Origin of the sequence: Wenyingzhuangia sp. 2_MG-2023 (assembly GCF_030548295.1) — a bacterium.
Classification (GTDB): domain Bacteria; phylum Bacteroidota; class Bacteroidia; order Flavobacteriales; family Flavobacteriaceae; genus Wenyingzhuangia.
In genome coordinates, this window is record NZ_JAUOSB010000014.1 from 1 (window position 1) to 15,410 (window position 15,410).

The 15,410-nt window shown below is 33.7% G+C and carries 10 protein-coding genes; all 10 read right to left on the reverse strand.

Translation table 11 applies throughout. The annotated features are described in order from the left end of the window. Positions 1-97: 97 nt before the first annotated feature. A complete protein-coding gene (locus tag Q4548_RS13050; RefSeq protein WP_303455743.1) occupies positions 98-1,672 on the reverse strand; it encodes a choice-of-anchor I family protein in 1,575 nt (524 codons plus the stop codon). Between the two features lie 183 nt (positions 1,673-1,855). Beyond that, positions 1,856-3,157, reverse strand: a complete 1,302-nt coding sequence (locus tag Q4548_RS13055) for a TRAP transporter large permease (RefSeq protein ID WP_303455745.1) — start codon at positions 3,155-3,157, stop codon at positions 1,856-1,858. A gap of 2 nt (positions 3,158-3,159) precedes the next feature. Continuing rightward, a complete protein-coding gene (locus Q4548_RS13060; protein WP_303455747.1) occupies positions 3,160-3,636 on the reverse strand; it encodes a TRAP transporter small permease in 477 nt (158 codons plus the stop codon). Continuing rightward, a complete protein-coding gene (locus Q4548_RS13065; protein ID WP_303455749.1) occupies positions 3,620-4,546 on the reverse strand; it encodes a TRAP transporter substrate-binding protein in 927 nt (308 codons plus the stop codon). The genes Q4548_RS13060 and Q4548_RS13065 overlap by 17 nt, the downstream gene beginning before the upstream one ends. 107 nt (positions 4,547-4,653) lie before the next feature. Further along, entirely contained in the window at positions 4,654-5,631 is a 978-nt protein-coding gene (locus Q4548_RS13070; protein ID WP_303455751.1) for a T9SS type A sorting domain-containing protein, read from the reverse strand. Positions 5,632-5,794: 163 nt separating this feature from the next. Continuing rightward, positions 5,795-9,613 (reverse strand): chondroitinase family polysaccharide lyase, encoded by a 3,819-nt coding sequence (locus Q4548_RS13075; RefSeq protein WP_303455753.1) that lies wholly within the window; start codon positions 9,611-9,613, stop codon positions 5,795-5,797. A gap of 99 nt (positions 9,614-9,712) precedes the next feature. Further along, positions 9,713-11,377 (reverse strand): glycosyl hydrolase family 28-related protein, encoded by a 1,665-nt coding sequence (locus Q4548_RS13080; RefSeq protein ID WP_303455755.1) that lies wholly within the window; start codon positions 11,375-11,377, stop codon positions 9,713-9,715. A 27-nt stretch (positions 11,378-11,404) separates the two neighbouring features. Beyond that, positions 11,405-13,150: a family 43 glycosylhydrolase gene (locus Q4548_RS13085; protein WP_303455757.1), complete on the reverse strand. Its 1,746-nt coding sequence runs from the start codon at positions 13,148-13,150 to the stop codon at positions 11,405-11,407. Beyond that, positions 13,140-13,829: a DUF6250 domain-containing protein gene (locus Q4548_RS13090; RefSeq protein ID WP_303455758.1), complete on the reverse strand. Its 690-nt coding sequence runs from the start codon at positions 13,827-13,829 to the stop codon at positions 13,140-13,142. Before Q4548_RS13090 ends, Q4548_RS13085 begins: the two co-directional genes overlap by 11 nt. A gap of 7 nt (positions 13,830-13,836) precedes the next feature. Further along, positions 13,837-15,405, reverse strand: a complete 1,569-nt coding sequence (locus Q4548_RS13095; RefSeq protein WP_303455759.1) for a sulfatase — start codon at positions 15,403-15,405, stop codon at positions 13,837-13,839. Positions 15,406-15,410: the final 5 nt, after the last annotated feature.

The window sequence follows — 15,410 nt, forward strand, 5'->3', positions numbered from 1 at the left end:
TAATTTTATACACAACAAAAATGCAGAGCTTTTAAAAGCTCTGCATTAAAGATTTTTTAATCGTCAACTTATTTTAGCACGACTCAAATTATTGTTCTTATTTTATTTCGTAAATAGCAATAGTACTAGATACTTCGTTTGTAGAAATCATCAGGTAGTTTCCTGTAGGGCTATCAGCCTTATCAACTACAGTTAAACCTTCAGGAGCAATATCATCTCCATCGTATAACCAAGTGATGAATTCAGGATTTAATGGATTGGTAACATTGTATACAAGTATTCCGCTAGCTCTTTCTAAACCAACAAACAGCATTGTTTCATCCCCAATTTTTAACGTTTTTACAGCTTCTGGTTCAGCACCTTTATCGTCAGATCTTCCGTCTACTTCACCTTCATCTTGGTTAAAAGCATAAGGAGCTAAAGCAAGTGTTCTTCTTGAAATTTCAGAACCTGAGTCGTAAACTCTTTCTCCGTCAGTATTCCATATAGAAAAAGAACGAGCACCATAACCGTAAATTTGATAGTATTTTCCATCACTATTTTTACCGTTAGCAGTTGTAATTTTTAAACGTCCTATGTTTTCGTCTTCTTGTAATTCATCAGCGTTAGGATAAGCATCTGTATCCAAGTCTAAATCTTTAACTCTTTCTTCTTCAGAATATCCGTCATAATCTCTAGAATCTCCTTCATTAGCAGAAACAATATATCCGTTTCCATTAGTTGTAAAATAATCAATAGCATCAGGCATGTAAAAACTTAATACATTCCAGTTTTTTAAATTTCCAGAAATTCCATCTCTATCAGAAGCATCTATTTCGTTTCCTGCAATGTTGTAATTTTTAGTTCCTAACCCAACTATTTTAGTGATGGTTTTACTGTCTAAATCAACAATAGCCATTCCGTTGTTTTCTTGTAAGCTGATGAAAGCTGTTTTAGAATCTTCGGAAACAGCAATGTATTCTGGTTCAACATCTTGTTCTAGCGTTGCACCTGGTCCAAAAACTCTAAAGTCATTTCCTGGGTTTGTCAATCCTGTAAAAGCTACTTGTGTTACTACTCCTGTAGCAATTTCTACAATAGTAATAGAACCTTCGGGGTCAACATCGTAATCATCATTAGGTTCACCTTCGTTCGCAGAAATTAAATATTTTCCATCAGGTGAAAAAGTAACCATATCTGGCAAAGCACCAGTTGTATAAGATTGAACAGAAGCCTGTGTGTCTGTATTGTAAGTTTCAATAGTACCGTTTGCTTGTTTGTCATCATTCTCAACAGCTACAGCTAAAACACCATTGTGTACAGCTACAGAGTTAGGGTTTGCTGTTAAAGTGATAGAGCTAAGTTTAACAGGATTGGTAGCGTCTGTTAAATCTAAAACAGATACTTCATTTTCTTCAGAGTTGGCAATAAATAACTTTTTAGTGATAGGGTCAAAAGCAGAAATTTCCGCATAAGCTTCGTCATCACCATTTGTAAAAGATCCAATTTTTGAAAAAGTAAGTTGAGAAATAGGTTTGATTACTTCGGCATCTTTACCATCTGCTCCGTTTTCTCCATTGGTTCCGTTTGTACCATCAGTACCATTAATTCCGTCTAGTCCGTCTTCTCCACAAGATATCAAAGTAAAAGTACTTAATACTCCTAAAGAAAATAGTTTAAATAAATTGTTCATTTGTTAAAATTTTGTTTAGCACAAATTAACATTCCTATTGTTTAAAAAAGGTTAAGGCTGTAACATTGTAACATTAACATTGGTTTATGTAAATGTGGCAATGTTAGAGAATTGTTAGAAAGATGTAAATACTTAATGAAGAGTTTTTTTAGAACCAAAGGAAAGGTATGTTTGTTGATGGAATTAATTTAACAAACCAAAGATACCTGGCAACCATAGACTGATTTGTGGGAAATAGGTCACTAAAAACAAAGCGAATATCATAGCTAAAAATAAGGGGAGTAGTGGTTTGATGACTTTTTCGATATTTGTTTTGGCAATTCCTACGCCAACAAACAATACAGAACCTACAGGAGGTGTACACAATCCAATACAAAGATTTAAAATCATAATGATACCAAAGTGCACAGGATTTAATCCTAGCTTGATAATGACAGGCAAAAAGATGGGGGTAAAAATCAATACAGCAGGTGTCATGTCCATAAATATTCCTACAAATAATAATAGAAGATTGATAATTAATAAGACAATTATTTTGTTGTCACTTACGCCAAGCAATAAATTACTAATGTTTTGAGGGATGTTTTCAAAAGATAAAACCCAAGACATGCTCATAGAAGCAGCTATTAAGAACATTACAATAGCTGTTGTTGTTGATGATTTTAATAAGATGGTTGGAATGTTTTTAAAAGTGATTTCTTTGTAAATTACACCAAGTATAAAACTATACAAAACTGCTATGGCAGAGGCTTCGGTAGCAGTAAATACTCCTACAACAATTCCGCCAATTACAACCACTAACATAAATAAGCTAGGAACTGCAACAATAAATGTTTTAAAAATATCCTTAAAAGAGCTTTTCTGTCCTAATTTGTATTTTTTCTTTTTTGCCCAAAAAGATGCTACCACCATTAAAAACACTCCTGTCATGATTCCAGGAATGTATCCCGCTAAAAATAAGGCTGCAATAGAAGCTCCACCACTAGCTAAGGAATAAACGATGAGTACATTGCTAGGAGGGATGATCAACCCAGTAGTAGATGAGGCAATGTTTACGGCGGCTCCAAATTCTTTAGAATATCCTTCTTTTTCCATTTCAGGACCTAAAATACTACCCATAGCAGATGCAGATGCCATGGCAGAACCTGCAATAGCTCCCATTAACATAGCAGAAATAATATTGATTAAAGCCAAACCTCCCGGCAAAGCACCCACTAGAGTTTTGGCAAAAGCAATCAATCTGTGAGCAATTCCTCCTTTGTTCATCAATTCACCAGAGAGAATAAAGAAAGGAATTGCTAGAAGAGCAAAACTATCCAATCCTGTACACATTCTTTGTGAGACAGTGGTAAAAGCAGGAGTGGCAGGTATGCTAACCAACATGGTTAATAATGAGGATATGGTGATACTCCATGCAACAGGTGTACCCATTGCTAAAAAAGAGATAAAGCTAAAAACTAAGACTAAAATAGGGATGTATTCCATTTTTATTTTTTTAAGAAATCAGAAATTTTGTAATAGATAATTAAGATTCCACTTGTAGGAATTACAAAATAAATTAGGGCAAGTGGTGCATGTAAAGCAGGTGAAAATTGATTCAAAGTATAGGTGATGTACACCAATCTTGATCCCCCAATGACCAATGCAAAAAAACTAAAAGCAACTATAATGAGTTGAATGATAGATTTTAGTTTTTTTTGAGTTTTATCGTTAGATCTAGAAGGTAAAACATCAATAGCTACGTGCATATTTCTACCAGAAACGTAAGCGGCCCCTAGAATTCCAAGCCAAATCATTAAATATCTAGAAAGTTCGTCTGTAAAAGAACTAGGTTGTGTTAAGAAATACCTGCTAAAAACCTGCCACAATACATTGATGACCATTAGAATCATAATTGTTATTAGGCTGGTTTCAATGACTTTGTCTACAGTGTTTCTCAAAGGTTTTTTATTTTTGAATTGCATGGATGAGTCTGTTTAATGTTGTATCTTTTTTATAAAGTTTATAGATGTTTTTTGTTTTTTCGATAAATTTAGATGTATCAGGATAGATTATTTTGACTCCGTGTTCTTTGATTTTTTCAAGAGCTTCTGTCTCTGCTTTTTCCCAAGCCGTTCGTTGGTATGCTACAGATTTTTGAATGGCCAATTGCATCCATTTTTGTTCTTGTTTAGACAACTTGTTCCACATATAGGTACTTGCCATCAAAACATCCGGAATCATAGTGTGTTCATCTAATGTGTAATATTTGCAAACTTCATAATGTCTAGATAGGTAAAACGTAGGCGGGTTGTTTTCGGCACCATCTACCACTCCTTGTTGAATGGCCGTATAAAGTTCTCCTGATGAAATGGGTGTGGGAGAGCCTCCTAATGCTTTTACCATACTCATAGCAGAAGCACTTTCCATCACTCTAATTTTTAAACCTATTAAATCTTTAGGAGTATTTATGGGTTTCTGGGTGTAAAAACTACGGCTACCAGCATCGTAATAAGCCAATCCTTTTAACCAATATGCTTCCGTAGCATCTAACAATTCTTTACCTATCTTTCCGTCAAGTACTTCAAAAGTGTGGTGTTTGTTTCTAAATAGATAAGGAAGACCTAATACTTTCATTTTAGGTGTAAAATTTTCTAAGACAGCTACAGAAACTTTGGTCATGTCTAAACTACCTGCCTGCAACAACTCTAAACACTGTCTTTCTGTACCTAATTGTTGATTGGGGTATATTTTGATATGCATTTGTCCATTAGAAAGGCTGTCAAGTTCTTTTCCTATGACTAGCATTGCTTTGTGAACAGAATGTGAAACATCTAAACCGTGAGCTATTTTGATTGTTTTGACGGACTGTTTTTTAGAAGTACAGCCAGTCATGAAAATTAAGATACAGAAGAGAAAAAAGGGAGAACGCATCATAGGTTCGATTTGAAATTTAGAGAAAATAAAATACCCTTAACCCAATGTTGATTAAGGATGTAGAATTATTGAATGATAACTTTCTTAGTTAAGACAGCATTGTTTGCTGAAGTGATTTTTAAAAAATAAATACCTCTATTCAATTTTTTGGTGTCTATAGAAGCTGTTTGATGACTGTTGTAAACAATTTTGCTAGTAACATCAATAAGACTAATAGTATCAATATTGATGTTTTTTAGATTTTTAATATTGATGAAGTCTGTGGTAGGATTAGGAAATATAGAAAAGGAATTAGAGTCTAATCTAGCAGTAGACAAAGTATTGTCTGTAAAGAATTTTACGTCACTAATATTCCAAGTACCATTTCTATTTGTGCTGGCATTAAAATCTCCTATATTGTGAAATTCGTATTTAAATGCCAGTGCAAATTTATCAGCACCTGTATCATCAATATAATCAGACAAATTAAAAGTTACAAAAGTCCAATTACCATCATTCCCAAAAGAAGGGTTTGCCGTTTTTATAGAAGCAGTAATATCTGTAAATTCTCCAAAACTTGTACCTTCTACGGGGGTGGTTCCATCGGTGTAATTTTTAGCAATAAGTACTTTAAACGGATCATCATCTGCTCCCTCTTGAAAAGAATTTTTGACCGCAAAGGTTACCATTAAGTTTGACAAGCTAGAAATATCAAAAGCATCCATCACACTCCATGTTACCGCTTCGTAATTTTGACCACCTGTATTTCCTGCCATTTTAATAGCTCTTGGGTTTCTTACATCGGTTCTAGCACCAATATTATTCAGCGGTCTGGTATATGCTAAAACACTTGTTCCTGGAGCAGTACTTTCGTCTGAGGGAACATCTGTAACACGTGTTATTAAAGTAGCTAGCCCAAGTTCCTGAGGATCGCTAGTTACAAATCCTGTATATCCTGAGTTTCCAGCATACCTAAAATCATCATAATAATGGATGGTTTCTTGTGACTTTACACTGAATGTAAACATAAAAAAGAGTGCTGCTATGAATGTATTTTTTTTCATAATAATAAATATTAATTTAAATTAGGGTAGTAAAATTATCTACATCAAGCTGTTTGGAAAGGGGGTATGTTGGCTTTTGGAGGGGGAGAGATTACTTTTTAGAAAGTAAAATGGTATAAAATTGTTTTCTGATTGATGGAAAAAGATATAGAAGAAGTTGGTTTTAGTATACTTGAACCTTTTTTTGGATAATTTTTCCTGTTTCAGTTTTTATAGTTAGAATATAAAGCCCTTTGCTTAGCTTGTTTATTGCAATTGGTGAAGTTTGATTTTGGCTGTAAACAACTCTACCCACCAAGTCATTGATACTGATTTTTTTGATTTGGACAGAAGAATCATTATTCTGAATATTAAAATAGTCGTTACTGGGATTTGGGTAGACTTTAATAGAGGTGTCTGTTGGTGAAATTTCTCTAATACTTAAGCTATCTTTATTTGTAAAAAAATGAACATCAGAAATATAAAAAGTACCATTTCTATTGCTTGCTGTAAAAGGAGAATTGTTACTCACATATTTAAATGCCAGTGTAAAGTTAGCGTTGTTGTAAGAAGATAAGTCAAGTATAGATTTTAAATACATTAGGTTGTGTGTATTATCATTTTTTGCAATTTGATTCAATTTAGGTGTTACATCTATCCAGGTAGCAGTGGTAACATCGTTTGTGTAATTGGTAGAAATCAGAGTAGATAAAGAAGAAGTACCCCCGTTAGCATAGCGAGATTCTGTCCAAAAACTCACATATTTGTGTTCATTTTTATGTATAAGAGGGTTTGAGTTTGATAAATTTAAAGTTGTCATAGGAATCCAAACTTCTAATGGAAAATTTTTATGGGATCCTATTCCTACTATGGAAATTGCTTTTTGTTCACGAATACTGTTGTTGGGAATTCTATTTTCGGGTCTAGTTTCTGTAAACTCTCCGTTTGAATCTGTATTGTCTACAATGTCTGAAATGACTTTCCCTAATAAAGAAATGTCCTGGTTTTCGGGGTTGGATACAATCTGTACATTATAGCCACGATCGGAATTGTTTCTAAAATCTTCGTAATAAAAGGTAGGATAAAAGACACTTTCATCGTTTTTAGTATTCAATTCAATGTCAACAGGCATTCCGTTTTTTAGTTCAATTTCTAAAAGAGTTTCATTGGTTTTAGCCGTATGTGATACATTTCCTCCTGTGCTATTTTTTAATTTCCAGTTTCCATTTAGGACTAAAGAAATGATTTCGGGTTGACTCTCATTCTCATTAGAACCAAAATTAAGATTGGGATTTACCACGGATAGGTGTAAATTGTTTCCCGTGGTTTGAGTCATGACCAAACAGGGTTTGTTGTTAGATTTTAAAGGAGTCTCATCTCCATAATTACCAGCACCAAACAAAGCATAACCGTACAGAGTTTTGTGTTTTACAATGTGAGCGTTGGCATTTTTTTGAATTACAGAATAAAAAGCTGTGTGCTCATTTTCCATCTGAGTGCTAAACGATGTCATTTCTTCAGAAGTTGTTTTAGGAATGATGACATATTCATACTCTAAATTGTTAGGAGAAGTACCATGATTGATGTACGCAGAAGCAAAATTTCCAGAAGTATTTGCGCTTTTTCCATTTTCATTTGGAGAAGATTGATTTTGTCTATCAACTATGATTTGAGAAGTGTTTTTAACAAAATATCCAGTATTATAAGCATCTACCAACCAATGTTGAGTCTTGTTAAGTGTGGTGGTGTATGGAAATACAGCTGTTGAATTTCCATCAATTGTAATTGGATGGTTTGTATTGCTCAATTGATTCTGAAAAAGGGGAGTAATGGTTTTGTTGGAATTGTCATTGTTGTTGATGTTGGAACCCAGACAGATCAATTTTCCGTCAAAACAAAAAACAGATTTTTTAAAAGTAAAACTAGTATTGTGTGTAGCGGTAATGGCTTTTTGAGTAAAGTCCATTCCAAACATACCATAATCTCCTTCTAGTTTTTCTTCTATATAGTAATTGTTCTTTTTTCCAAACCTAAGACTTGCAGCAAAGTTAGAATCAGTAACTTCATCTTGTCTACTTTTAGAAGCTTTTAAACTGTTCCAAGGCAAAACAATGCTTGTGGTTCCTGGATTCATATTCCAATTCCAGCCGTTAAGGTTGAATCCAGAATTTTCTTGCCCATCAGGATACATAATTTGAATAGAACCATAACTTTGATATCTACCATATCGATTGTCTGAAGAATATATTTCGGTTCCCCAAAAATATTTGTTAAATCCTTTGATGTCTGCAACCCAATCAGACTGCCTATAAACTCCTAAGTTTGCAAAATTGATTTGCCAAAAACCATTTGGCAGTCTTTCCGTTGGATAAGATTTTGTTTGGTTGTCTCCCCCTGTAATATAGTTGTAAGCCCCTAATAATTGTAAATCTACAGGTTTTATAAGGCCAATATTTTTATAAGCACTTGCAATAGAAATATCGTTCATAGGAGATCTTCCTGCAAGGGAATTTGGGGGACTGTCTTTTGACATTGTTAAACGAGCAACCGATAGTATTTTTTTTAGGATGTCTTTTTTTTCTGAGGAAATTTGGAAAATACTTTCCGAAATAAAATTGATGGATTGTGAAAGCGTTTTATAAGCTCCAAAAGCATATTGAGGATAATACGTATTGTGATGAAAACAAGTATAATCTACTTTAACTCCTGTTCCTTCTTTAGCATAAGGAGTTAACCAAGTATGAAAATAATTTTGTAAACCCTTTAGGTATTGAATACGTTCTGCATTAGTATCTTTGTAAAGACAGGCTCCTAAGATTGTAAGTGCTCTAGTAAGTGCATCGTCCATATTGCTTTTATGAGCTGTAGGATGCCAAATAAGATCAACAGCAGTAAGCCATTCTACCATTTTTTGAGCTTTTGTCCATAAGCCAGCAGCAGTCAATTCATCCTTCATCAAGTGTACAGATTTAGAAACATTTCGACAACGATATCCAACATGATGTAGCGTTTCAAGAAGACTTCCATTAGCATATCCTTGGTCTAAGAGGTAACGAATGGTGTTTAGATAATAAGTTAAGCTGTTGGTATTGTTGTTATGTTTGTAATCTCTAGCAAAAACATAAATAAAGTCGTCAACTACAGCAATGGTATTGGCATCTGAATAATCTGTACCCAAAAGAGGTTTTCCTGTAACAATACCACCTGAATAATTGATGTTTTGTTTGTTATAAGCGGTTACGGCTTTATTTACAGCAGAATTTCCAGGAGCATTGCTAAAAATAGAGGTATCGTATGTGTTTTTAATTTTAGCAAGATCAGCCAGTTCTTGTGGTGTAGGTGTGTTTAAAGGAATTGTTTTGGGTAAAGATTGAAAATACATCATGTCAGACCAATGTTGATCATTTTCTGCATTGATGAAAGGGAGTTGATAATCTGGAGAACGATAGGTGTTTCTACCCATAGTATAATCAACATAATCAAAAAAGAAAGTTCCGTTTCCTATAGCAGGTGCTTTTATTTTTAAGGTTGTGATGTTTGATGAAGACTTAGCCCCTGACATTTCACTTTTATAACTTGCAGATGCAGCTCTCCAGCCTGTGAAATTGGTATAAAATTCATAGTAAAACTGTTTGATTCCGTTGTTGTCATAAAAACCAATTTCTAATTTTTGATTAGGTACTGCATTGGTATTGTAAACCCACATTCGGAACATGTTTTCGTAATAACCTAAAACCTCAGAAGGAACCAAACCGTTTTTTTGTAAATCTGTAACGGTCAACACATCATTAGCCGTCCAATTCCATTGAAGAGATTTATTGTCTAATTTGTAATGATCTGTAGAGATAGATAAACTTCCAGTAGAGGCATTCCAGTTGTTAGGAACTATTGTATTTTCAAAAGATTGATCTTGGGCATTTCCAACGTTAAAAATACTGAGAAATAAAAAAAGTATGCATGAATGCAAAAAGAAAAATGATTGCTGAGGATGATTTTTTTTCATGGATTTAGTACCTTAAAATTTAATATGTTTTATAAAATTAAGGAATGTTTAGGCATATAATAGGGGAGTTTTTGTTGCTTAAAGAGGGGGGAATTGCTTTTATTTTGAATTCAACCGTAAATCCAATTGTGTTTTGTACAAAGGGATGATGGGCTGTGTATTGTTCAAGCCTTCAACATAAATCCATTGATCAGAACGATCTTTAGAACTGTGTTCTATAGTTAAAGGTTGTTTGATGTTTTTAGAATAAACACCAATTAAATTACTTCTTAAATACTGTTTGTGGCAATCTCTATGTAGTTTGTTTTTAAATTGAATAGGATCTCTCCATATCCAAGAATAAAATATTTCTTGAAAATTTTCATCTTTCCATCCGCTCATTTCTATATCCCAAAAGGTATTGTACTCTCCCGAATGAGGTAGGTTTTGAGGAGCACCACCCCCAGCAATTTTTTCTATATTTTGTATGTTTTCAAAGAGGTTGTACATAGGCGGACAAAAACCTTGATCGGCCATTCCGTGCAAATCTATGGTAGAAGGGTATTTGTATGTCATATTTCTGTATACGTTACCAAAGGAACAACCTTCCAAACCAGGTCCATGTGTCATGTTAGCATCTACTTGGATGTTTTGAACCAAATTGTCTGAGGAATGGTACATTTTAGGAGAATAATGTCCAGCTTTTCCTGTGATGTGAATGTCTTCTATCGTTATATTTCTACTGGTAATTAAATGAGTAGTTTGAGTGTAATTATGAATATGGATATCTCTAATCCAGCCATGAGAAACTCGATGCAAATTGATAGCTCCCCATCCATAATCCATCTCACGATCTCCGTGATGTTTGTAGTTTCCACCCCATGCAGAGTCAAATTTAAAATGTTCTACACCAATGTTTTTCAACATGGGAAAAAGAGAAATACTAGGGTTATATTGCATAGAAATATCTCTACGAATAGGCTGTTTTAAAAGAAGGTGTTTAGTATCTATCACTTGATCAATTTCTATAGCCGATTGGAATGATTTGGCTTTTAAAGAGCCTGCGTTTAAATAATTGGTTTGGAATGGTTCAAATGTTAAGGGATGCATCAAGTCGTTCATCAAATTTCCATCAACTGTGGTGTTTTGCATTGTAAGAATCACGATATCTTTTGGATGAAAGCCTTTTGTAGAAGCAACTTGTATTATTTGAGAACCTTTAGCCAAGCTTTCCGTGATATGAGTGGTTGTTTTTAAATTGTTGATGTCATAAAAACCAGAAGTATCTTGAAGGTTCAATCCTGAGTGAAATACAAAAGGAGATAACCATGGACTGTTATCTTCTGCTTGATGCGTAGAAGATCCACTGTAAATAATCGTTCCATTTTCATCAGATCCAGCACCTCTTAAGACAATGTTGCTATAGTTAATTTTGACAATATCTGTTTTTGTAGTATCTGTATTTACATGAAAAATTCCTTTTGGAAAATAGACAATTCCACCTCCTTGTTTTCCAGCAGTTTCTATGGTGGTGTTGATGGCTTGGGTATCGTCTATACCATCATTTGCAATGGCACCAAAATCAGTAATATTAAAAATAGTTCCTTTTTTATTTGGAATAGGAGTTTCTCCATAAGCATAACCTGCATAAGAATAATTAGGAAGAATAGCTGTTTCTCCTTTTAAGTATTTTTTTAAAATAGTTGGTTTCCATAGTTCTGTTTTAGGAGAACAACTTAAGAGTACTATTGATAAAATTCCAAATAAAATGAATGGATGTTTCATAATGATAGGCTTTTTTTTAGAAATAGGTTATTCTACAGTTGTGATTTCTTGTCCTTTTGTAATTCCATTTTCATTAAAAGAGTCAATTGAAAAATAATATCTCTGAGATTTATTTAAACTACGAATTGTTAAAGAATTATTATTTAACACCTGATAATTGTGGTATAATTTTTTGGGATGAGAACCATAACGAATGTTGTAGCCTACAGCATCATCTATTTTTTGCCATTTTAAGGAGACAATACATTTGTCTTCTTGTCTTGTGATTTTTAGAGTTGTTTGTTTTGAAGGAGCTGCCCTGTTTCCTTTCCCAAATATTCTAAAATCGGACAACGCAAAGTTTCCATCTGGAACATGGTGGTTTGTGATTTTTAAATACCTAGCTTTTATAGGTTTTTCTAATTGAATGTAATCGTGAGGAGCATCTATTTTAGATGCTGTTTTGTCTATCAGTGAGTTCCATGTTTTACCATCATTTGAAAATTCAATTAAATACTGATAATAAATGAAGGGATTTCTATCGTGAAGGGTAGTATTGTGTTCTGCAAAATTTACTTGAAGCGCATAAATATCTTGTGGAGTTTCTAAATCTATAGAAAACCATTCTCCTAGATTTCCAGTTTTAGCAGACCAATAAGTTCTGATTTCTTCATCGACAGCAAGTTGTTGCCTATGACTGTCAAGTTGAGAAGAGACTTTTACAGGTTTGTTATAGGATAATAACATCCATTGTGGAAAAAGCGCATCTGGAGAGCTTATCTTTTTTTGAGGAACTACCAAAGGATAATCGCCATAGCCCGTGTAGGTATATAGTGTTTGGTCTTTGTCAAAAAACATAGGAAAAATTCCCAAACGTCTTTCAAATTTGTGTTTGAGAGTAACTACCATTGTAGCTACATGCCAATAGTTTCCATAGAGATCTTTAAAAGTACTTCCGTGTCCGGCACCCGTAATAAAACCTTCAGGTTTTAAAGATATGGGATTGTGTTCTGCTAAGGTAAATGGACCCAGAGGGTTGTCTGAAATATACAATCCATCGCTATAACTTTTAAAACGAGTTCCTGGTCCAGCATATTGAAGATAGTATTTGTTTTTGTATTTATTCATCCAAGCACCTTCTATCCATGGTCGCTGAGGTTGTTCATTGTAATTTCCAAATCGTTCCCAACCATAATCTTCTTTGTTACTGTTAAAAAGAGCTACGGGTTTGGTTATAGGGTTTAGTGTTTTTGTATTGAGCTCTACTGCATAAATGGGCTCTTTATTAGAACAACCGTAGTAACAGAATAATCTTCCATTGTCGTAAAACAAATCAGGATCGGTCATGGCAATTGGAAAATTAGGATTTGCAACTTGCCATATTCCAGATTTAGGATCTGTAGTTTTATAGATCGTAATAGGTGCTTTGTTGTTTGATGCCATAAAATACAAGGTGTCTTTGATAACGACAGCAGTAGGTGCATAGTCTTCAAAAGGAAGACTTTTAGAAGTAATAAAGTTCCATTGGATCAAGTCGGTAGAGTTCCAATAGCCTCCAGATTTGGAAGCGAATAGATAATATTCACCTTTGTAAATTACTACAGTTGGATCAGCCCCCTCTCTACGAGAAGGTCCCTCTAAAGCAAAACGATAGCTTAAGTTTATAGGATTGCAAATGGTAGTTTGTTTAACGTGATTTTTTTTGCTAGGGCTACATTGTGAAAAAATAAATCCCAAAAAAACAATAGAAAATAAACGGGTTGAAAATGTTTTTAAGTGTGAGTTAGTTTTCATTTTTTTTGATGTTAAAATTTTCAATTAGAAGGTGACTGTTCACCGTCCTAAAACCAAAATAACCGGATAGGTAAGGAGATTTATCATGCAATTCAAAAATAATTTCTCCATCTCTTTGGTAAGAAACATAATTGTGTCGAACAGTTAGCGTGATATGTGTTTTTTTGTTGGGCACAATCATGTATTTTTTGGCAGATAAATCGTGCTCTTTTCGTAGTGGTCTATTTATGTTTCCGTTGTACTTTCTAAATCGTGTTTTGGTATTGTTATGCCCGCCATAACCAACATAATAAAGTTGCAAATTGTGGTAATTTTCAAACAGTCCTTTTCTGTTTTCTGAGTTCTTAAAAAAATCATTCGGAAGGTATGGGTCGTTTGCCATCCAAAAACAATTCAAATCTGAGACTCTATCAAAGGGACCTTTTTTATCGATGACTGTTGCATCGTATTCTATCATGATGGGAGCTTTTAGTTTGTGTTTGAACCAAACAGTACAACCTTTGGCATCTATGATTTCTAGCTTGTTTTTGTTGAAAAATACGTGACCATTGGGTTGTTGTTCAACAACCCAATGATTTGTATTTACATAAGTATTGTCATACAAAATTTGACTTGTACATACTGATTGGTCGCATATACAGGTAAATAATAAGACAAAAAACTTTAGACAAAGATTCATTGATTAATTAGTTAATATAAGGAATAAGATGTCTGTGTTTTTTGGTTTGAAACCATGGGTCGTTTGTTTTTTTTAGCAATTGTGCTAGGGTTGCTAATAATTGTTTGGAAACTTCAGGAGCTTCTTTCAGGGTAATTTGTTTTAACTGATATGGATCTTTTAAATTGTCATAAAAAAAAACTTTTTTAATAGTATCTCCTTTGTCTGTATCCCATTGTTTTTTGTTTTCTTGAACACAAAAAGTATATCTTTCGGTTTGTACTCCTCTAGAGTTTCCTAACATGATTAAAGCTGCTTTTGGTTTTTTAATTTGTGTTTTTTCATTTTTTAGAATAGGAGCATAATTGGTTCCTTCAATACTTTTTGGAATTTGATTTTCAATTCCAACCAATCCCATTGTTGTAGGAAGAATGTCAGGTACACTTAAAATAAGTTCTTCTGTTCCAGGCTTTAATCCTTTAGGCCAATGCACAATGAAAGGAATTGCTAAAGATTCCAATTCAACCGTATTTTTACCAGTTTTACTATGGCTACCTAACATTTCTCCATGATCAGAACTAAAAATAACAATGGTGTTGTCTAATTCTCCACTTTTTTTCAATTCATCCAATACCAATCCAATGTAATGATCAGAACTAGTTACATTTGCATAATAATGACGAGCATATTTGGCTACTTTTTTATCTACATTTTTACGAACCACCAAGTGATTGTCTACTTTAGGAAACTTGTCTGTGTCGTAGTTTTCTCTTAAAACCTCCATATCTGTATTTTTATCATCCCAAGGATTGTGAGGAGGATTCATAGACCAAATCATACAAAAAGGCTTGGAAGTATCTCTGTGATTTCCTTTATTCTTTAAATAATTGATGATGATGTTGGCTTCGTTTTTTGGAGAGAAAATTTTTGGCAAGTGTAATTCTCCATCTGTTTTACCTTCAATTACAGAAGGATCATTAGAATAAATATGAGGATTGAAATGCTCGTCTTTTAAAGCTTGATAAAAATATTCAATTCCGTGTCTTTTATCACTAGGAATATAAGTATCGTATTGGTTTACATGATGACCACCTGGAGCTTTTTTAGTTCCCTTATAATTTCCTTTTTCATCAAATAAAGGTTCGTTTTTTAGCCAATGGCATTTACCAATATAAGCCGTGTTGTAACCTGCTTCTAAAAACAAAGAAGGGATGGTGGGAATGTCATCTTTTAAACTATGTTTTCTACCCACTTTACAATTGTTCCAAATTCCATTTTGTTCTGGATAAACACCTGACATTAGCATTCCACGATAAGGACTACACAAAGGATAATTGCTAATAGCATTGGTAAATACAACACCATTTTTTGCCAGTTTATCGATGTTTGGAGTAATTACAGGATCCGATTTTCCGTAGGCTAAACTTTTGTAAGGTTCTTCAGCCCAAAATCCAGCAGAATATCTTCTTAATTGATCGGGAAAAATAATCAATACATTGGGTTTCTTTTTTTCAACTGTTTTTGGTTTTATTTGTGCATAAGACAATATGCTAATTAAACTTAAAAATGCAAGGGATGTATTTTTTATAGGATTCATTTTAA